20 protein-coding genes are annotated in these 17,544 nt (G+C 73.1%); 14 read left to right on the forward strand and 6 right to left on the reverse strand.

Going from position 1 to position 17,544, the window contains the following annotated elements; genetic code table 11:
• Nucleotides 1–2: 2 nt before the first annotated feature.
• Nucleotides 3–458 (reverse strand): DoxX family protein, encoded by a 456-nt coding sequence (locus tag ACFW2G_RS24715; RefSeq protein WP_384455657.1) that lies wholly within the window; start codon nt 456–458, stop codon nt 3–5.
• A 343-nt stretch (nt 459–801) separates the two neighbouring features.
• On the opposite strand from ACFW2G_RS24715, the gene ACFW2G_RS24720 reads away from it, so the two are divergent.
• The 5 genes from ACFW2G_RS24720 to ACFW2G_RS24740 all read left to right on the forward strand — a co-directional run bounded on the left by ACFW2G_RS24720 (nt 802) and on the right by ACFW2G_RS24740 (nt 5,833).
• Nucleotides 802–1,752 carry a hypothetical protein gene (locus tag ACFW2G_RS24720; protein ID WP_384581742.1) on the forward strand — a complete coding sequence of 317 codons (951 nt, stop codon included), beginning with the start codon at nt 802–804 and terminating at the stop codon, nt 1,750–1,752.
• A gap of 70 nt (nt 1,753–1,822) precedes the next feature.
• Nucleotides 1,823–2,257, forward strand: coding sequence for a VOC family protein (locus ACFW2G_RS24725; RefSeq protein WP_037917151.1), 435 nt, complete (start codon nt 1,823–1,825; stop codon nt 2,255–2,257).
• Between the two features lie 141 nt (nt 2,258–2,398).
• Nucleotides 2,399–3,085: an epimerase gene (locus tag ACFW2G_RS24730; protein WP_384581744.1), complete on the forward strand. Its 687-nt coding sequence runs from the start codon at nt 2,399–2,401 to the stop codon at nt 3,083–3,085.
• Between the two features lie 57 nt (nt 3,086–3,142).
• Complete coding sequence (locus tag ACFW2G_RS24735) at nt 3,143–5,425, forward strand: RNA ligase (protein ID WP_384581746.1); 2,283 nt, start codon at nt 3,143–3,145, stop codon at nt 5,423–5,425.
• Nucleotides 5,426–5,434: 9 nt separating this feature from the next.
• On the forward strand, nt 5,435–5,833 hold the full coding sequence (locus ACFW2G_RS24740; RefSeq protein ID WP_384581748.1) for an NTP pyrophosphohydrolase: 399 nt from the start codon (nt 5,435–5,437) through the stop codon (nt 5,831–5,833).
• Here the strand turns inward: ACFW2G_RS24740 and ACFW2G_RS24745 are convergent.
• The gene (locus ACFW2G_RS24745) at nt 5,799–6,263 is read right to left on the reverse strand and encodes a hypothetical protein (RefSeq protein WP_384455673.1); all 465 of its coding nucleotides are present in this window, start codon (nt 6,261–6,263) and stop codon (nt 5,799–5,801) included. The genes ACFW2G_RS24740 and ACFW2G_RS24745 overlap by 35 nt on opposite strands.
• 340 nt (nt 6,264–6,603) lie before the next feature.
• Here ACFW2G_RS24745 and ACFW2G_RS24750 point away from each other — a divergent pair, with 340 nt between their 5' ends.
• The 4 genes from ACFW2G_RS24750 (at nt 6,604) to ACFW2G_RS24765 (ending at nt 8,802) form a co-directional block, all read left to right on the forward strand.
• A complete protein-coding gene (locus ACFW2G_RS24750) occupies nt 6,604–6,978 on the forward strand; it encodes a YbjQ family protein (protein ID WP_037917157.1) in 375 nt (124 codons plus the stop codon).
• Between the two features lie 155 nt (nt 6,979–7,133).
• Entirely contained in the window at nt 7,134–7,589 is a 456-nt protein-coding gene (locus ACFW2G_RS24755; RefSeq protein WP_052030135.1) for an LPXTG cell wall anchor domain-containing protein, read from the forward strand.
• 8 nt (nt 7,590–7,597) lie between these two features.
• Entirely contained in the window at nt 7,598–8,281 is a 684-nt protein-coding gene (locus ACFW2G_RS24760) for an RNA polymerase sigma factor (protein ID WP_384455679.1), read from the forward strand.
• Entirely contained in the window at nt 8,278–8,802 is a 525-nt protein-coding gene (locus tag ACFW2G_RS24765) for a hypothetical protein (protein ID WP_384455682.1), read from the forward strand. Before ACFW2G_RS24760 ends, ACFW2G_RS24765 begins: the two co-directional genes overlap by 4 nt.
• A 3-nt stretch (nt 8,803–8,805) precedes the next feature.
• Here ACFW2G_RS24765 and ACFW2G_RS24770 read toward each other — a convergent pair whose 3' ends face one another.
• Entirely contained in the window at nt 8,806–9,261 is a 456-nt protein-coding gene (locus ACFW2G_RS24770) for a MarR family winged helix-turn-helix transcriptional regulator (protein WP_037917159.1), read from the reverse strand.
• A 220-nt stretch (nt 9,262–9,481) separates the two neighbouring features.
• Here ACFW2G_RS24770 and ACFW2G_RS24775 point away from each other — a divergent pair, with 220 nt between their 5' ends.
• Entirely contained in the window at nt 9,482–10,711 is a 1,230-nt protein-coding gene (locus tag ACFW2G_RS24775) for an MFS transporter (protein ID WP_384581750.1), read from the forward strand.
• 177 nt (nt 10,712–10,888) lie between these two features.
• Nucleotides 10,889–12,511, forward strand: coding sequence for a glycoside hydrolase family 20 protein (locus ACFW2G_RS24780; protein ID WP_078555943.1), 1,623 nt, complete (start codon nt 10,889–10,891; stop codon nt 12,509–12,511).
• 46 nt (nt 12,512–12,557) lie between these two features.
• Here ACFW2G_RS24780 and ACFW2G_RS24785 read toward each other — a convergent pair whose 3' ends face one another.
• Both ACFW2G_RS24785 and ACFW2G_RS24790 read right to left on the reverse strand, forming a co-directional pair.
• Nucleotides 12,558–12,860, reverse strand: a complete 303-nt coding sequence (locus ACFW2G_RS24785) for a DUF3040 domain-containing protein (RefSeq protein WP_037917164.1) — start codon at nt 12,858–12,860, stop codon at nt 12,558–12,560.
• Between the two features lie 114 nt (nt 12,861–12,974).
• Nucleotides 12,975–13,799, reverse strand: a complete 825-nt coding sequence (locus ACFW2G_RS24790) for an endonuclease I family protein (RefSeq protein WP_384455688.1) — start codon at nt 13,797–13,799, stop codon at nt 12,975–12,977.
• A 218-nt stretch (nt 13,800–14,017) separates the two neighbouring features.
• On the opposite strand from ACFW2G_RS24790, the gene ACFW2G_RS24795 reads away from it, so the two are divergent.
• The gene (locus ACFW2G_RS24795; protein WP_384455691.1) at nt 14,018–14,584 is read left to right on the forward strand and encodes a DJ-1/PfpI family protein; all 567 of its coding nucleotides are present in this window, start codon (nt 14,018–14,020) and stop codon (nt 14,582–14,584) included.
• A gap of 70 nt (nt 14,585–14,654) precedes the next feature.
• On the opposite strand, the gene ACFW2G_RS24800 is transcribed toward ACFW2G_RS24795, so the two are convergent.
• Nucleotides 14,655–15,464 carry a glutamate ABC transporter substrate-binding protein gene (locus ACFW2G_RS24800; protein ID WP_384455694.1) on the reverse strand — a complete coding sequence of 270 codons (810 nt, stop codon included), beginning with the start codon at nt 15,462–15,464 and terminating at the stop codon, nt 14,655–14,657.
• Nucleotides 15,465–15,736: 272 nt separating this feature from the next.
• Between ACFW2G_RS24800 and ACFW2G_RS24805 the strand changes: the two genes are divergently transcribed.
• Together ACFW2G_RS24805 and ACFW2G_RS24810 are read left to right on the forward strand one after the other, a co-directional pair.
• A complete protein-coding gene (locus tag ACFW2G_RS24805; RefSeq protein WP_384681057.1) occupies nt 15,737–16,801 on the forward strand; it encodes a hypothetical protein in 1,065 nt (354 codons plus the stop codon).
• Nucleotides 16,802–16,932: 131 nt separating this feature from the next.
• On the forward strand, nt 16,933–17,484 hold the full coding sequence (locus tag ACFW2G_RS24810; RefSeq protein WP_384585664.1) for a TerD family protein: 552 nt from the start codon (nt 16,933–16,935) through the stop codon (nt 17,482–17,484).
• Nucleotides 17,485–17,544: the final 60 nt, after the last annotated feature.

Here is a 17,544-nt window from a genome sequence, read left to right on the forward strand (position 1 = left end):
CCTCAGGCGGCCACGGTTTCCGGTCGGGTGTCGTCGCGGTGCCTTGAAGAGGCGGTCGTTCGCGACGCGAACAGGGAGCCCAGCGCGAGGGCGCCGGGTCCGGTGAAGACAAGGAGCAGAAAGGCCCAGCAGAACATCGCGGAGGCCTCGCCGCCGTTCTGCAGCGGCCAGAGCGCACCGGGCTGATGCACCGTGAAGTACGCGTACGCCATGGAGCCGGAGGCGGCGAACGCGGCCGCGCGGGTGCCCAGGCCCAGCAGGACCAGGGCACCGGCGACCAGCTGGATGACTGCCGCGTACCAGCCCGGCCAGGTGCCCGCCGCGACGGTGCCGCCGCCATGGGCGCCGCCGAGCACGCCGAAGAGGGAAGCGGCGCCGTGCGAGGCGAAGAGCAGGCCCGTGACGATCCGGAACAGGCCGATGGCGTAGGGCTGGGCGTGGTCGAGACGTGCGTTCATGGGGGGAGGCTCCTTCGGTTGGGGACGGATCCCGAAGTCGTGCCGAACGTGCTCGAGCGAGCGCGAGCGAGCGAGCCATAGGTTAGGTAGACCTAACAGGCCTGACAAGCGCAAGTTCCGGCCACCTCGATGGCGGCGCGGGCGCCGTCGAGGGGACCCTTCGGCCGTCCGCATCGCCCCCGTGGCGGACCGCTGTCTCTCCCGCTCCGTCCAGGGCCCGGGACCCGGCCGTGTCCCGTCAGGTGCACCCCGCACACGTACCCTCGGATTTGCCGCGCGGGGGCGGCCCGCCAGTCGGCCCCGCCCGCTGGCGGCCCGCTGAACCGTGCGGTCCGCTGGAAGCGTGAGCATCCTTCCGGGCCCGGGCTGGTGGACCGGCCTTCCGCCGGCGGCGGGGGCCGCCGTCATGGCAACGGGCATCATCTCCGTCGGGCTGTACATGACGGGACACGAGGCGGCGTCGCTGGTCGCACTCGTCGTCGCGGTCGCCCTGTGGCTCGTCCTCGGCTTCGACTTCACGGCCCGGCTCGTGGGCGATCGCGGGCGGTTCCGCGCCGAGGCCGACACCCCGGCCGCCCTGACGGCCGTGGCCGCGACCACCGTCATCGGCACCCGGATCTCCCTCCTCGGCCGGCAGACCACGGCCGCGGCACTGCTCGCGCTGGCGGCGGTGCTCTGGCCGGGACTGCTGGTCAACGTCGTACGCCACTGGCACCGCCGCATGCCCGGAGGCGCCTTCCTCGGCTGCGTGGCGACGCAGGGGCTCGCCCTCCTGGCAGCCGTGCTCGCCGCCGCGTGCCACCAGGACTGGCTGGCCCGGGCCGCGCTGGCCGCCTTCTGCCTCGGGCTGCTGCTCTACGCGGCTGCTCTCCTCAGGTTCGACCTGGGCGAGGTGGCGGGCGGCGCGGGCGACCACTGGGTGGCGGGCGGGGCGCTCTCCCTCTCCGCCCTGGCCGGCTCCAAGCTCACCGCGTCTCCCGTGTGGACGGCCGCGGCGCACACGGCCCTGCGCGGCGTCACGCTCGTGACGCTCGCGCTGTCCCTCGTCTGGTACGCGGTCCTGCTCACCGCCGAACTGCGCCACCCCCGGACGCGCGGCGACATCCGGCGCTGGGCCACCGTCTTCCCCCTCGGAATGACGGCCACGGCGTGCCTGTCCGTCGCGGAGCCGGCCGGCATCGCCTGGCTCGTTCCGGTGGGGGAGTTTCTGCTCTGGATCGCCGTGGCCGCCTGGCTGGCCATCGTCGGCGTGCTCGTCTCCTCGCGGCTCGTCGCCCCCCGCCCGCCGCAATGAGCGCGCCGCCGGCCCTGGTGACGGCGGTCCTCCTGTGGCGCGGCCCGCGCCCGGTCAGTAGGGTCCCGGCATGGCGTACACGTTCCAGGTGACCATCGACTCGCCCGATCCGCACCCCCTCGCCGACTGGTGGGCCGACGCCCTCGGTTGGGAAGTGGAGCCCAGCGACGAGCAGTTCATCCGCGGCCTGATCGCCGCGGGGCACGCGACCGAGGACGACACCACCACCCACCGCGGCACGCTCGTCTGGAAGGCGGGAGCGGCGATCCGCCACCCCGGGGGACTGGAAGGCGCCCCGCGCGTCCTCTTCCAGCTCGTCCCGGAGGCCAAGACCGTCAAGAACCGGATGCACTTCGACGTCCGCACCGGTGACGAGGACCCGAAGGTACTGGTCGAGCGCCTCGTCGCCAAGGGGGCGAAGTTCCTCCACGAGGGCCGCCAGGGCCCCAGTACGTGGACGACCCTCGCCGACCCCCAGGGCAACGAGCTCTGCGTCTCCCACTGAATCGCGGCGATCCCGGGCATCAGGTCCGCCCGTCCGCCGATCCGCGCACCAGCCGGTCCCGACCGTCTCGCCCGTCCCGGCGGGACCGGCCCCCTCCCCGCCCCCGCGCGCCGCCGACCGCCGACGCCTACGCTTCCTGAGGTGAACGTCATCCTCTTCGGCGCGACCGGGATGCTCGGCCGGGCCGTCCTGCGCGAGTGCCTGCGTGACGACTCCGTCGACAGCGTCCTGTCCGTCGGTCGCTCCCCGCTCGGCGTCACCCACCCCAAACTGCGCGAGCGGGTGCAGGACGACCCGTCCGACCTGTCCGCCGCCGGAGTCGACCCGGCCGCCCTCGACGCCTGCTTCTTCTGCCTGGGCGTCTCCTCCGTCGGCATGAAGGAGGAGGACTACCGGCGCGTCACCCACGACCTGACGCTCGCGGTCGCCCGGCCGCTCGCCGCAGCCAACCCCGGCATGACCTTCGCGTACGTCTCCGGGGAGGGCACGGACAGCACCGGCCGGGGCCGCTCCATGTGGGCCCGCGTCAAGGGCAGGACCGAGAACGACCTGCTGGAACTCCCCTTCCGCGCCTACATGTTCCGCCCCGGCATCGTCCGGCCGGCGCGCGGCGCCAGGCCCCGGACCCGGCTCCACCGTGTCCTCCACGCCGTCACCGCACCGCTGGTACCGCTGCTGCAGCGGTTCGCACCGGACCTCGTCATCACCTCCGAGGCCTTCGGCCGGGCCATGATCGCCGTCGCCACTCCCGGCACCGAGGTGCCCGGCCACATCCTGCGGCCCGCGGACATCAACCGCCTTGGAGCCGCTCCGACCAGGCATAATTGAGTACCGGGCATCACCTCCCGCAGGCGAGAATGAGCCGTCTCAAACCGGGAGGACCCCATGAGCCAGGAGAGCCTGACTCTGCATGACCTGCTGCCCGCCCAGGCGCTGGCACACTCGATCGACGCCGGGTACGTGACCCGCAAATCGCACCCAGAGCTGCCGCTGTCCATCTACACGTACACGCGGACGGCCCAGTACGAGGGCGTCTGGAACGAGGTCACCACGCGCTGCCGCGGCCTGGTCGCCGACGACGAGACCGGTGCGATCGTCGCGCTGCCGCTGCCGAAGTTCTTCAACGTCGGAGAACACGCGTCGGGCCGGCCGTACGCCCCGGCCTTGCCCGACGAGCCGTTCGAGGTGTACGACAAGGTCGACGGCAGCCTCGCGATCGTCTTCCACTACGCGGGCAGCTGGCGCGTCGCCTCCAAGGCGTCCTTCACCAGCGCCCAGGCCACCTGGGCACAGCGCCGGCTCGACGGCGCGGACACCTCGGCCCTCAAGCCGGGCACCACCTATCTCGCGGAGATCCTGTACCCGCAGAACCGCATCGTCGTGGACTACGGCGACCGGCGCGACCTCGTCCTCCTTGCGGCCTTCACCGTCGGCGGCACCGAGGTGCCGCTCGCCGAGGCCGCCACCCAGTGGACTGGGATCGGCTCCGTCGTCACGGTGTGGCCCGCCATGCCGCTCGACGAGCTGCTCGCGCTGACCGAGTCCAACACCCTGCCGGGCGGCTCATCCGCCACCGGCATGGACGCCGAGGGCTTCGTGCTGCGCTTCGCCTCGGGCGTGCGCGCCAAGGCCAAGCTGTCCGAGTACGTACGGCTCCACAGGGTGCTCACCGGCGTGACCGCGCGGGACATCTGGCGCGGCCACGGCATCCAGCGCTTCGCCGGCCTGCCCGCCCAGCAGCTCGCACAGGGCCTGAACTGCACCGTCTCCGACATCGAGGCGTCCGGCGGCAAGCCCCTCGATGCTCTGCTGGCGCAGGTGCCCGACGAGTTCGACCACTGGGTGCGCGAGGTCATCGCCGGACTGGAGGAGGCCGCCGCCCGCCACGAGCGGGCGATCGACGAGGCCTACGCGGGCCTCGTGCACCTGGCCTCCGACCGGGGAGCCTTCGCCCGGGCCGTGGCGCAGCTGCCCGACCGCGCCGTTCGACCCGCGATGTTCATGCGGCTCGACGGCCGGTCGACCGAACTCACGACCTGGCGCCGGGTCCGGCCGGAGGCCGTCGACCCGTACGTCACCGACGAGGAGGACAGGAGCGTGTCCGACGAGGACAACCGGACCGCGCCCGCTCCCGCGCGAACGTCGGGCGGGGCCGGCCGCGTGTCCCGGGCTGCGCCAGGGATCCCGGCGCCGGCTGCGGACCTGCCCCACCGGCCCGCCGAGGGCGAGTCACCCATTCCCGTCGTCCACGTCATGACGGGTCTGCCCGCCTCGGGCAAGACGACGGCCGCACGCGCCCTGCAGGCCGAGTCCGGCGGCCGCATGCGCCGGGTCAACCTCGACGACCTGCGGGCCATGCTCGACCTGCCGGATCCTGGGCGCGGCCGCGGTTTCGCCCACGAGCAGACGGTCCTGGCGATCCAGGACGCGGCCGTCCGCGCGGCCGTCGACGACGGGTTCGACGTGGTCGTCGACAACACCCACCTGACCAAGCACATCCCGAAGCGGCTGAAGGCGGCCGTCGGCGGCCGCGCGACCTTCGTCGTGCACGATTTCACCGACGTGTCGCTGGAGGAGTGCCTGCGTCGGGACGCCGCCCGCGAGCGCCAGGTCGGTGAGGAGATCATCCGAGTGCTGGCCGAGAAGCACCGCAACGTCCGCCGGGGCGGCTGGCGCCTGACGAGCGAGTGGATGAACGCCGGCTCGGGGGAGGTGGCCGCGCCGCCCGTGACGCCCTACGTCGCCGACCCTGCACTGCCGGCGGCGGTGATGTGCGACATCGACGGCACGCTCGCACTGACCGGCGACCGGGGGCCGTACGACTTCACGCGCTGCGAGCTCGACCTGCTCAACGAGCCGGTCCGGCAGGCGCTGGACGCCTTCCGGCGCGCCGACGGCGACACGGTGGTGCTGCTGTCGGGTCGCAGCGAGGAGTACCGGGCCCAGACCGAGTCCTGGCTGCGCCGGCACGAGGTGCCCTACGACGAGCTGTGGATGCGCGCGGCCGGCGACACGCGCCGCGACGACGTGGTCAAGGCGGAGCTGTTCGACGCGCACGTGCGCCACCGCTACGCGGTGCGGGTCTCCCTCGACGACCGCGACCGGGTCGTCGCCGTCTGGCGCCGCATGGGCCTGCCCACCTGGCAGGTCAACTACGGCGACTTCTGAAGTCCGGGTGTGCGCACCGTGCTGATCGTCGATGCCGCGAACGTGGTCGGCTCGGTGCCGGACGGCTGGTGGCGCGACCGGCGCGGCGCGACCGAGCGGCTGCGCGACCGGCTGGCCGCCCGGGACGAGGGCGAGGAGATCGTCCTCGTCGTCGAGGGCGCTGCCGGTGGCGTAGCGTCCGTGCCCGGCGTACGGGTCGAGACGGCGCCCGGCAGCGCGGACGACCGGATCGTGGAACTGGTCGCGGCCCGGGCGGTCGACGGCCGCCCGGTGGTCGTGGTCACGGCCGACCGCGAACTGCGGGAACGCGTCGGGGCGTACGGTGCGCGGTGCGTGGGACCGCGTACCGTACGCCCGCTGGACTCGCCGGGGGTCAGCGGCAGTACCGCACCTCGGAGAGGTTCTTGACGTAGCGGGCGGAGACCCAGTGCTCCTTCTCGTAGGCCTTCGCGCGGTCGGGGTCCTGACGGTCCTGGCGGTCCTCACGGCCGGACCCGTTCTCCCAGTCCTCCCGCTCGACGTGCAGGCGGTACCAGATGCGGTTCCCGTCGACCTTCTCGCCGTACTTCTTGCACTCGATCTCGACCCGGCTGTTCGGCTGCACGTGGCCGATCGCCCGCGACTCGGTGGTCGGCCTGCTGCGGACCTTCAGCGGCCCCCTGGAGACGACCTTCCCGTACGCGTACCTCTCGTACGGGTACCCGCCCGGCTGCGCGTACGGGGGGACCTCGCCGACGATGATCTCCCGCGGGCCCTCGTCCGCGACGGCGGCGCCCACTCCGACCAGACCGAGAACCAGGCTTCCGGTGGCGAGAGCGAGGATGGTTCTGGTGGGCATCAGCATGAGCCGACTCCTCTGTGAAGACGTCCGACCGGCCGCGTGGTGCGGCGCGGGATGGCAGCAGGCGGCTGCCAGGGACGACTATGACGAGGACGGGCCCTGCGGCTCCGGTGCCCCACCGGCCTGTAGCCCGATATGCCCAATGTGTCCACCAGGGGCCGCCCTTTGGAGTACCGGGCACCGCGGTGCGGATGCACGGCCCCGGCCGCATGAGCGGACTCGCCCTTTCCGGCCGCGTCAGGCCCGTCGTCGCCCGCGGGCCGGGGCTCGCCGCCCCCGTGCCCCGATCACGGGCTGCCCGGATGCGGCGGCGGGCGGGCGGCGCAAGAGTGGACGCATGGGTATCGACGACTACGGCGGTGGAGCCGGCGCGCACGAGACCGGCGTCCTCGTCGTGACGACCAATGACGTCCCCGGATACCGGGTCGAGCGGGTCATCGGCGAGGTCTTCGGCCTCACGGTGCGCTCCCGCCACCTGGGCAGCCAGATCGGCGCCGGACTGAAGTCGATGATCGGCGGCGAGCTGAAGGGCCTGACCAAGACCCTGGTCCAGACCCGGAACCAGGCCATGGACCGGCTCGTCGAGCAGGCGAAGGCGCGCGGCGCCAACGCCGTGCTGATGATGCGCTTCGACGTCACCGACGCCGCCGACGTAGGGACCGAGGTCTGCGCCTACGGGACGGCCGTCGTGCTCGTCCCCGCCTCCACCTGACCTTCTCCAGCAGGTGGTCGCTCCGGAGACGGAGCTGCACGACGGACGAAAGTATTTCCGCGGTGGCGGCAACCTCCTGGAGGGTCGCGCGTCGTGCGGGGTGAAGGGGCGCAGTCCGCGCCCCTTCACCCCGGAACCGACCGTGGAGACCCACCGTGAAGAACCTCAAGCGTGTCCCCCTGGCCGTGCGCCGCACGGCCGTCGCCGCAGCCGCCGCGGGGGCGGCCGTCGTCCTGGCCGGACCGGCGTACGGCGCGAGCGCCGGCCCGGCCGCGCCCTCCCCGTCGGTCAGCGTCCCGGCCGACGCCTCGCCCGGAGAGGTCGCCCCCAGGCCCGTCCCCTCGGTCAGCTCCCCCTCGATCACCGGCCGCGGCGCGAGCAGTGCTTCCCCCGGAGCCGCCCCCGGCGCCTCTCCGAGCAGCGCGGGCGGCGACTCCGGCCCCGGTGCCTCTCCCTCGTCGCCCGCCGCGTCACCCGAGGCGGGCACGAGGGCCGAGCTCGCGCATACTGGCTCCTCGGCGACGACCGTCGCGATGGGGGCGGGAGCGGCCGGTCTGGTCCTTGCGGGCGCCGGAGCCCTCTACGCCGTGCGGCGCCGCGCGAACAGCTGAGGAATCCCGTGCTCCACCTCGCACCACCCGTCGGCCCCCTCGCGCCCGGTTTCGGCCGGGCGTGGCGGGGCCTGTGGTCGTTGCTGCGCCACGAGCGCGCCACCACCCCGCGGATCTTCGCCGGGCCGCACGCTCCGGCGTACGGTTCCGCGTACGGCCCGTCCCACGCCCACGCCCACGACCACACCGGCGACGGGGACCCGGGACCGCCCACGGTCACCGAGCTCTACCACGCGCACCGGCTGGGCATGGTCCGGCTGGCGGTGCTGCTCGTCGACGACCTGGCCACCGCCGAGGACGTGGTACAGGACGCCTTCACCGCCCTGTACCGCCGTCACGGTGAACAGGTGGCCGAGGTCGACAACGCCCTCGGCTACCTGCGCACCGCGGTCGTCAACACCGCGCGCTCCGTCCTGCGGCGCAGGCGCACCGCACGGGCCTGGACCCCGCCTCCGGCGGCCGACCTGCCGTCCGCCGAGGACCATGTGGTGCTGGACGAAGCACACCGCGAAGTGCTCGCGGCGCTGGCCCGGCTCACGCCCCGGCGCCGACAGGTCCTCGTGCTGCGGTACTGGGCCGACCTCAGCGAGGCGGAGATCGCGACCACCCTGGGGATCAGCCGGGGAGCGGTGAAGTCCAGCGCGAGCCGCGGCCTGGACGCGCTGGAACGGAACCTGGAGGGACGGATATGACGCCCGACGGCGAACACCTCGGCCCGCATCAGGGCGAGCGCCCGGTGGAGCGCCGGCTGCGCCAGGCGCTGTCCGCGCGTGCGGACGGCGTCGATGCCCGCCGCCTGCGCACCGCGAGCCCGCCGGGAGCGCGCGCCGGACGACGGCCGGCGGAGCGGCTGCGGCGGTTCGCCGTGCCGCTCGCGGCTCTCACGGCGGCCGCGGCCGCGGTCGCCGGTGTCGGGTACCTGCTGTTCGTCCCGGACGCCGAGCCCGGTCCGCAGCTGCCCGCGACCCCGCCGCGCCTGACGACTCCGGGCCCGTCCTCCGGCGGACCGCCGTCGCCCTCGCCGAGCAGACCGGGCCGGCCCTCGGGCGGGGACGCGTCGGCGGCACCGTCCGGCGTCCCGACGCCCGACCGGTCGCTCGGCCCGACGGTACGGGCCTCCCCGGGGCCGTCCGGGGCGGTGCCGCCGTCGCGCGGCGCGTCTCCGGCGCCGGGCGCGGCCGCCACCTCGTCCCCGCCCGTTCCGCGCCGGTAGGCCCTACGGCCTGCGGGGGTTCTCCACGGCCGCCACCAGGGGCGCCAGCTCCGGATGGCCAGCGGCTTCGTCGAGGGCTTCGCGCAGGGCGGCGTCGTTCGTGGGGCGGGCGGCGGCCAGCAGGGCCAGGCCGGATCCGCTGACGTCGGTGTAGATGCCGCGCCGGTCGGTGTCGCAGATGTAGCGGTTCAGCAGGCCGCGGTCCTCCAGCCTGCTGACCAGCCGGGTCGTCGCGCTCTGGCTGAGCACCACCGAGTCGGCGACCTGGTGCATCCGCAGGTGCCCGCCCGGTCCGTCGTGCTGGCGGCTGAGGACGTCGAGCAGCGAATACTCGCGCACGCTGAGTCCGTGGCCGGCCTGGAGGGCGCGCTCGATGTGCGCCTCGATCCGGCCGTGCAGGAGCGAGAGGGCGCACCAGCCCTGGGAGAGGGCGGTCGGCGTGCTGTCCGTGGCCGTCATGGGCTCCTCCATCGAAGCGTCGGGGCGTGCGGGGCGCGCGGGGCGTGTGGGGCGAGCGTGCGGGCCGCGTGCCCCCAGGATATGCCATCTGCGCAATAGCCCGCGCTTGCATATATCCCGCGTCTGCAATTAATGTGTGCGCATGTAAGCGTCGGAAGCATCCCTGCGCGCAGGTCGCGTCCGCACCCGGCACCACCACCTCCCTGAAGGGCACCTCCCCATGCCTCTCGCGCTCCTCGCCCTCGCCGTCGGGGCCTTCGGGATCGGCACCACCGAATTCGTCATCATGGGCCTGCTCCCCGAGGTCGCTGCGGACTACGGCGTCTCGATCCCCACGGCCGGCTTCCTGGTCACCGGTTACGCCCTCGGCGTCGTCCTCGGTGCCCCCCTCATGACCGTGCTCGGCACCCGCATCCCCCGCAAGCGCATGCTGATGCTGCTCATGGCCCTCTTCGTCGTGGGCAACGTGCTCTCCGCACTCGCCCCCGCCTTCGGGGCCATGCTCACCGGCCGCGTGATCGCGTCGCTCGCCCACGGCGCCTTCTTCGGCATCGGCGCGGTCGTCGCCGCCGAGCTCGTCGCCCCGGCGAAGAAGGCCGGCGCGATCGCCATGATGTTCACCGGTCTGACCGTGGCCAACGTGGTCGGAGTTCCCCTCGGCACCCTCGTCGGGCAGACCCTCGGCTGGCGTGTCACCTTCCTGATCGTCGCCGCGCTCGGCGTCGCCGGACTGCTCGGCATCGCCCGCCTCGTGCCGGAGCTGCCCCGGCCCGGGGGCGAGGTGCGCATCCGCAGCGAACTCGCCGCCTTCCGCAACGTCCAGGTGCTGCTCGCGATGGCCATGACGGTCCTCGGCTTCGGCGGCGTCTTCGCGGCGATCACCTACATCACGCCGATGATGACGGGCGTCGCCGGGTTCGCGGACTCCTCCGTCACCTGGCTCCTGGTCCTCTTCGGCCTCGGCATGGTCGTCGGCAACCTCGTCGGCGGCCGCTACGCCGACCGCGCGCTCATGCCCCTGCTCTACGCGACCCTGGCCGCCCTCGCCGTTACCCTCGCCGTCTTCACCCTGACCGCCCACAGCAAGACCGGAGCCGCCATCACCCTCGCGCTGATCGGCGCCCTCGGTTTCGCGACCGTGCCCCCACTGCAGAAGCGCGTCCTCGACCAGGCCGCCGCCGCCCCCACCCTCGCCTCCGCCGTCAACATCGGTGCCTTCAACCTCGGCAACGCCCTCGCCGCCTGGCTCGGCGGGCTCGTCATCGCCGCCGGCCTCGGCTGGACCGCCCCGAACTGGGTCGGTGCCGCGCTCGCCGCCTCGGCCCTGCTGCTCGCCCTGGTCTCGGGCGCGCTGGAACGCCGTACGGCCGCGCGCACCGCTCCCGCCAGCCGGGTGGTGGCCGCCGCCGAAAGCCGCGCGACGATCGCCGCCGATCCCGCCCGGCAGTGACGGCCGCCCCCGGCCGAAGGCGTGCCCCGCGGGTGTCACCCGACTCCGCGGGGCCGCCGGAGACGGTGCTGAGAGGCGCGGCGCGCGGCACCGGGTCCGGGCCCAGGCCGGGTCGCGCGCCCGTGCTCCGCGTGCCACGTTGGTACGGGGGGACACTGGTGCACGATGCGGAAACCAATGAAGCGCAGAAGGGTCCACGTCATCGCGACGGCAGCTGTCGCCGCGGTCGTCGCCCTTGCCCTGCCCGGGTGCACGGCCGCCTCCGACGCGGCGCGGGCCCCCGGCCCGGCGACCCCCGGCACCACCACCCCGGGCCCCGCCGGCACCACCACCCCGGCCGGCGCCCCCACCCCGCCACCGCCCCCGTCGCCCAGCTACGCCCTCTCCACCGCCCCGCGCACCATCCCGGCCGTACGCGACCACGAGCCGGCCCGCGGCCCCGGATGGAAGCCCGCCCCCGAGGCCCGTGTGGTCGTCGCACAGGACGACACGGCCGCGCTCTCCGACGAGGCACGACTGCTCGCCGGGGAACTGGGCATCACCTACGGCGCGTCGGCGGCCCCCCGTTCCGGAGACGTGGAGCTCGCCGTGGAGGGTGCGGGCGGGCCCGAGTCCTACACCCTCACCGTCAAGGACGGCCGCGTGCGCATCAGCGGCCCGGACGAGGCCGGCGTCTTCTACGGCACCCGTACCCTCAAGCAGGCCGTGCGCGCCTCCGGCTCGGCCCCCGAGGGCACCGTGCGCGACGCGCCGGCCAAGCCCCAGCGCGGCCTCAACCTCGACATAGCGCGCAAGCACTTCACGCCCGAGTGGATCAAGGGCCGCCTGCGCGAGATGGCCGACCTCAAACTCAACCAGCTCGGGCTGCACTTCTCCGACGACCAGGCCTTCCGGATCCAGTCCGACAGCCACCCCGAGATCGTTTCCACCCCGCACCTGACCAAGGCGCAGGTACGCGACATCACGGCGCTCGCCTCCCGACTGCACATCACCGTGGTCCCTGAGATCGACTCGCCCGGACACCTCGGCGCCGTGCTGCGCGCCCACCCGGATCTGCAGCTGCGCGACGTGAACGGCCGGGCGGTCAAGGGAGCGGTGGACATATCGAACCCGGCCGCGGCCGCACTTGTCGACGACCTGCTGCGCGAGTACCGGCCGCTCTTCCCCGGCGGGGCTTGGCACCTGGGCGCCGACGAGTACCAGGCGCTCGTCGTCCGCGACCCGCAGGCCTCCTTCCCCCAGCTCGCCCGCGCGGCGCAGCAGCGCTACGGGCCCTCGGCACGCGTGCAGGACCTGGCCACGGGATGGCTGAACGACCGGGCCGACGTGGTCCGCCCCTCGGGCAAGGCCCTCAAGGCGTGGAACGACGGCTTCTTCGCCGGCGGGGTCACCAGTGCCGCCGAGGACATCCAGGTCGAGTACTGGACCGGCAAGGAGATCGGAGCACGACCGCCGCTGGAGTACCTGCGCGAGGGCCGCAAGCTCGTGAACCTCAACGACGAGTACCTGTACTACGTGCTGGGCGAGCCGAACCAGTTCACCTACCCCACCGGCCGGCGCATCTACGAGCAGTGGACCCCTCTGGTCCTGCGCGGCACCGCACCGGTGCCGACCTCTTACGACGGCCAGATACTCGGCGGGCGCCTCGCCGTCTGGGCCGACCTGTCCGGCGCGCAGACCCAGGACCAGGTGGCGGCGGGCATCCGGATGCCGCTGGCCGCGCTGTCCCAGAAGGTGTGGGACGCGCGCACGCCCACGCTGTCCTGGCCCGAGTTCCAGGCCCTGGCCGGCCGGGTCTGACCGCCTGACCGTCCCCCGCCCGGTGCGCCTGCCGGCCCGCGGCAGGTCATCCCTCCGGGTGCCCGCCGACCCGTCTGCGGCGGCCGGCCCATTCGACGGCCGCGGGCAGGGCCGTGACGACGGTCAGGGTCCAGGCTGCGGCGCAGCCCCACAGCAGCGGCTCGGACACGGTGACCGAAGCGGCGACGAACAGCGCCGCGGTCGCCGCGCCCCACAGAGCCCCCCAGGCGGCACGGCGCCGCCGGCGCCCCGACCGCAGCATCCGGTCGAGGGCCCGGTCGCCCCGCAGTTCTGCCTCGATCGCGGAGAGGGCGCGCTGCTCGCGATCGGAGAGGCCGGCTCCGTCCATCACGACGTACCTCCGTGGGCTGCCGCCGTCGGGCGCGGTCCGCAGCCTCTGGCCTGCGCATACCCGGCCTGACGCACGTCAACCCCCGGAGGCCGCCGCGGTCGCGGTCCGACGTCACCAGATGGATTCGACCCACTCCGGGTGATCGATGAACGGGTTGCGGTTGTGCTGGTACACGTCGAATATGAGCTGGTTGCGACGCTGCTCGAAGGCGTCCGGCGGGTCCATCCGGTTCCACTGCTTCAGCAGGCTGATCCGGCCGAAGAGCGGGGCGGAGCCGTTGTTGACCCTGTCGTTCATCTCCAGGTCCGCGAAGCCGTCGCCGCCGTCGTAACGGACGGCCATGTAGAGCAGCATGCGGGCCACGTCGCCCTTGACCGCGTCCCGAGGCTCGAAGGAGTCGGCGTCGGTCAGGCTGCCCGGGGCCTCGCTGACCGGGCTGCCGCCCATGTCGAAGTCCTTGTTCCCGCGGGTGCTGTTGACGCTGACGTCCTCGGGGCGCAGGTGGTGCAGGTCGGTGCCCGGGCCGGTGGCCGTGCCGAAGCCGCCGTGGCTCTTGGCCCAGACGTGCTCGCGGTTCCAGTCGTTGGCGCCACCGCCGTTCGACGACTTCGACTGCGAGCGGCCGGAGTAGAGCAGGATGACATTGTTCGGGTTCGCCGGGTCTTCGTCGGTCGCCTTCAGGGCGTTCCACACCCCGTCGTAGGAGATCCTGGACTGCGTCTTGACGATGTCATGCAGGGCCGCCTTGAGCGCGGCACCGGTCTTGCCTTCGGCGGGCGCGTAGTACGCGTCGTACGCGACGGCCGCTGCGGGGGCGGTCCCGGGGGCCGGGGGCGCCGCCGCGACCTGCTGGCCGGCGGACGCAGCCGCCGGTACGGCGACCAGGGCCACGGCGGCGAGGCCGGCAGCCCAGGGGGTCAGGCGCGAGATTCTCATTCGGTGGGGGGTACCTCTCCGTACGCACCGTCCCCGCCCGGGGATTCGGCGGGGGATCGGGTGGCGACAGGAGCATCGCATTGTCATGTGCCCATCAGGCAAAAAGCATGTGTCGGGAACGTGGAAGCCGGGGGTGTGCGCCCCGAGGGCCGCGGGCAGGGTAGCGGTGGCCCCGGCGGGGCCGCCCCGACCGCCCACAGCCCTACCTGGAGCAGCCCATGGCAGTGAAGATCCTCATCGTGACCGGCGACGCGGCCGAGTCGCTGGAGGTGCTGTATCCCTACCAGCGTCTGCGCGAGGAGGGGTACGAGGTGCACATCGCGGCGCCGCGTGCGAAGCAACTGCGCTTCGTGGTACACGACTTCGAGGACGGTTACGACACCTACACCGAGAAGCCCGGCTACACCTGGCCGGCCGACCTGGCCTTCGCGGACGTGGTGACGGAGGACTACGCGGCCCTGGTCGTGCCGGGCGGCCGGGCGCCCGAGTACCTGCGCAACGATCCCGAGCTGCGGCGCATCCTGGCCGCCTTCACGGAGGCAGACAAGCCGATCGCGCAGATCTGCCACGGCCCGCTCATCACCGCCGCGGCCGGGGGGCTGGCCGGCCGCCGGGTGACCGCGTATCCCGCGCTGGAACTGGACATGGAGGCCGCCGGGGCCCGGTTCGAGGATTCCGAGACGGTGGTCGACGGCACCCTGGTCTCGGCCAGAGCGTGGCCCGACCACTCGCGCTGGATGAGGGAGTTCCTGACCGTGCTGCGCGGCAAGGCCCCGGTGGCCTGACGCGGGGCCGGGACGCACGGGTGGCCGTGACCCCTTGCCGGAGGGGTCACGGCCACCCGTGCGTCGGGCGTCAGCCGGTGGTGATCGCCGGAGCCGGCTCGTACTTGTAGTTCGCGCCGAAGTTCTTCTTCACGGCCGCTTCCCAGGAGCCGTCCTGGACCATCTTCTTCAGAGCATCGTTGATCTTGCGCTGAAGCTCCTTCTCGCCCTTCTTGACACCGATGCCGTAGTTCTCGTTGCTGAGGCTCTGGCCCGTCAGCTTGAACTTGCCCTCGTTGCCCTTGCGGGCGGCGTATCCGGCCAGGATCGCGTTGTCCGTGGTCATGGCGTCGACGCGGCCCTCCTGCAGGGCGACGACGCAGTCCGAGTAGCCGCCGAGCTCCAGCAGGGACGCCTTCGGGGCGAGGTTCTTCTTGAGGTTCTCGGCGGAGGTCGAACCGGTCACCGAGCACATCGTCTTGGAGTTGAGGTCCTCGGCTTTGGTGATCGAGGTGTCGTCGGCGCGGGTTAGCAGGTCCTGGTGGGCCACGAAGTACGGGCCCGCGAAATCGACCTTCTCCTTGCGCTTCTCGTTGATCGAATAGCTCGCGACGACGAACTCGACCTCGTTGTACTGGAGCAGCAGCTCACGGTCGTTGCTCAGGACCTGCTTGAACTCGATCTGCTCCGGCTTGTAGCCGAGCTCCTTGGCCACGTAGGTGGCGACATCCACGTCGAACCCGGTGAATGTGCCACCGGTCTCGCGCATGCCAATGCCCGGCTGGTCGAACTTGATGCCGATGGGAAGGATCCCCTGGTCCTCGTCTCCACCACCGCACCCGGATGCGGTCAGGGCGAGGGCGATCACTGCGGCGACCGCGCCGGCCTGGGGAACCTTCATGCTTGCACTCTTTCCTGGGGGGAACGCGGGACGCGTCACCGGGATCGCCGGGCGTGTGGAACCGCGGGAACGTACGACACGTCGGGACACGTGTACGAGGAAGCTAGGAAGCGGGCGGCCGCAGCGTCACTACATTTGAGCAAAACTTGAGGATAACGATCCGGCTTGACCGTCATTGCTTCGGTAAAACCGGCTCTGACCAGCAGAAAGGGGCGAGTGTGGGAACAGGTTCGGTACGGGTGGACGGAAATGCGCTGCTTATGGGAGAAGGAGTGCAGATCCGGTTCATACGGACGCTGCGCCTGCCCGAAAGCGGAACGCATGCGCTGCCGCCGGGACTGGGTGAATTCCCGCTGCGCAGGGTCGAGGACCACCCCGACACGGTCCCGTCGGAATGGCTGGCGAAGGGCGGCGTGATGCTGCCCGTGTACCTGCGCGAGGCCATGTGGCTGAGCTTCGGGGGGACCCGGACGCCCGCGGCGCTCCAGGTCGGCGTCGGCAAGGTGTGCGCCGTCTCCGGCGAGCGGTGGAGCGGCCGCCTGGCGCGGACCCCGCAGAACTACACGGTGCTGCCCCGGCAGCCCTGGCTGGACGGGATCAACTCGGGGGACGGCACGGTGCGCCAGTTCGTCGCCGTGCCGCTGGGGCTCGGTGCCACGGTCGAGGGGCAGGTCACCGGTGAGGAGACCACCGGCGGCGTGCAGCTCCAGGTGTTCCCGCTGGGCCCCGAGGCGCTGGCGCGGTGGCGCCGGGCCGAAGCCGCGCGACCGGTACCTCCCCCTGCGCCGGCCCAGGGCGGGGGGCTCTACGGGGCTCCGCCCGGCCCGGCGCCGACGGGCGGCGGCTTCGGCGGACCGGTCCCCGCGCCGATGGCGGCGCCGCCCGCCCCGGCCGGGCCGGGGGCGCCCCGGGGTGCCGGTCCGGGCGGCAGGCCGGGTGCGCCCGCGGCCCCCGCGATGGGGCTCGGCGTCGGCGGCAGCATGCGCCAGGAGGTCTACCGGGACGAGCGCCCGCTGTCCGACTGGGCCGGGGAGCCGTCCGCGCGGGTCTTCGTGCACCTGGTGACCCCGCCCGCGTGGCGCCGCATCACGGGCGAGGATCCCCCGCCCTCGCCGGTCGACCGCGCCGCCTATACCCGGGCCGGGCTGCCGTGGTTCGACTACTACGACGACTCGGCCGCCGATCTGGCGCCGACCGATGTGCTCGGTGGGGTCAAGCCGGTGGGGGAGTGGCTCGGCGACGATCACACCCCGTGGGCCGAGCCCGCTCCCGGCCAGGTCAAGCCGCTCGGCAACGCCCCGAGGCCGGGCAGCCCCGTACAGGACGGCGACTGGTAGCAGGCGGTGGAGGGCGGCCCGGCGGTCGTTCCGGCCGGCCCGACTGGCCGGGAAGGTACGGCCGTTCGGGCCGGGGTGCGGCGCCCGTGGGATCATGCCAGGGCAATGCCAGCAGACGAAGGGGGAGTTCGGTGACCGGTGTACGCAAAGGACTGGCCAAGGTGGAGGTCGCGCTGCGGTGGGACCCCAGCCCCGCCGGCACTCCGGCGAACGACCTGGACATCGTCGCCGCGGTCTACCCGGCGGCCGATCCGCACGGGGCGCCCGTCCAACTCGTGCACTTCGGCAGCCGGTCGCCGGACGGAACCATCACCCTCAACCGGGACAGCCACACCGGCCAGGGCTTCGGCTTCGACGAGGTGATGACCGTCGAACTGCACAGGATGGCGCCGGACAAGGGCCGCGTGGTGATCGGCGTGGTCATCCAGGACACCCGGGCCGGAGCGGGCGGTGGCGCGGGCCGGGCGAAGACCTTCGCCGATGTCGCGGGCACCGGGTTCCGGATCCGCGAGGGCCACACCGACCTCGTCCAGGGTGACTTCGCGGCGGTGCCCGCCGCCACCGCCGCCACCGTCGCCGAGTTCACCCGCGACGCCTCGGGTGCCTGGTCCTTCGCCCTACGGCTGGAGGGCTTCGACGCCGACCCGGAGGAGTTCACCCGGGTCATGGGCGGGGGCCGCTGAATGCGGCGGAGGAGACCGCCGAGGGTCCGCCCAGAGCGGGCGGTGGCCACTGGGGTGAGT

Origin of the sequence: Streptomyces sp. NPDC058880 (assembly GCF_042742535.1) — a bacterium.
Classification (GTDB): Bacteria; Actinomycetota; Actinomycetes; order Streptomycetales; family Streptomycetaceae; genus Streptomyces.

What these genes read in the sequence shown, in the direction of transcription:
- ACFW2G_RS24715 (WP_384455657.1), bottom strand. Translation starts at nt 458, where the DNA reads ATGAACGCACGTCTCGACCACGCCCAGCCCTACGCCATCGGCCTGTTC.
- ACFW2G_RS24725 (WP_037917151.1), top strand. Translation starts at nt 1,823, where the DNA reads ATGGCGTACACGTTCCAGGTGACCATCGACTCGCCCGATCCGCACCCC.
- ACFW2G_RS24735 (WP_384581746.1), top strand. Translation starts at nt 3,143, where the DNA reads ATGAGCCAGGAGAGCCTGACTCTGCATGACCTGCTGCCCGCCCAGGCG.
- ACFW2G_RS24745 (WP_384455673.1), bottom strand. Translation starts at nt 6,263, where the DNA reads ATGCCCACCAGAACCATCCTCGCTCTCGCCACCGGAAGCCTGGTTCTC.
- ACFW2G_RS24750 (WP_037917157.1), top strand. Translation starts at nt 6,604, where the DNA reads ATGGGTATCGACGACTACGGCGGTGGAGCCGGCGCGCACGAGACCGGC.
- ACFW2G_RS24765 (WP_384455682.1), top strand. Translation starts at nt 8,278, where the DNA reads ATGACGCCCGACGGCGAACACCTCGGCCCGCATCAGGGCGAGCGCCCG.
- ACFW2G_RS24770 (WP_037917159.1), bottom strand. Translation starts at nt 9,261, where the DNA reads ATGACGGCCACGGACAGCACGCCGACCGCCCTCTCCCAGGGCTGGTGC.
- ACFW2G_RS24775 (WP_384581750.1), top strand. Translation starts at nt 9,482, where the DNA reads ATGCCTCTCGCGCTCCTCGCCCTCGCCGTCGGGGCCTTCGGGATCGGC.
- ACFW2G_RS24780 (WP_078555943.1), top strand. Translation starts at nt 10,889, where the DNA reads ATGAAGCGCAGAAGGGTCCACGTCATCGCGACGGCAGCTGTCGCCGCG.
- ACFW2G_RS24785 (WP_037917164.1), bottom strand. Translation starts at nt 12,860, where the DNA reads ATGGACGGAGCCGGCCTCTCCGATCGCGAGCAGCGCGCCCTCTCCGCG.
- ACFW2G_RS24790 (WP_384455688.1), bottom strand. Translation starts at nt 13,799, where the DNA reads ATGAGAATCTCGCGCCTGACCCCCTGGGCTGCCGGCCTCGCCGCCGTG.
- ACFW2G_RS24795 (WP_384455691.1), top strand. Translation starts at nt 14,018, where the DNA reads ATGGCAGTGAAGATCCTCATCGTGACCGGCGACGCGGCCGAGTCGCTG.
- ACFW2G_RS24800 (WP_384455694.1), bottom strand. Translation starts at nt 15,464, where the DNA reads ATGAAGGTTCCCCAGGCCGGCGCGGTCGCCGCAGTGATCGCCCTCGCC.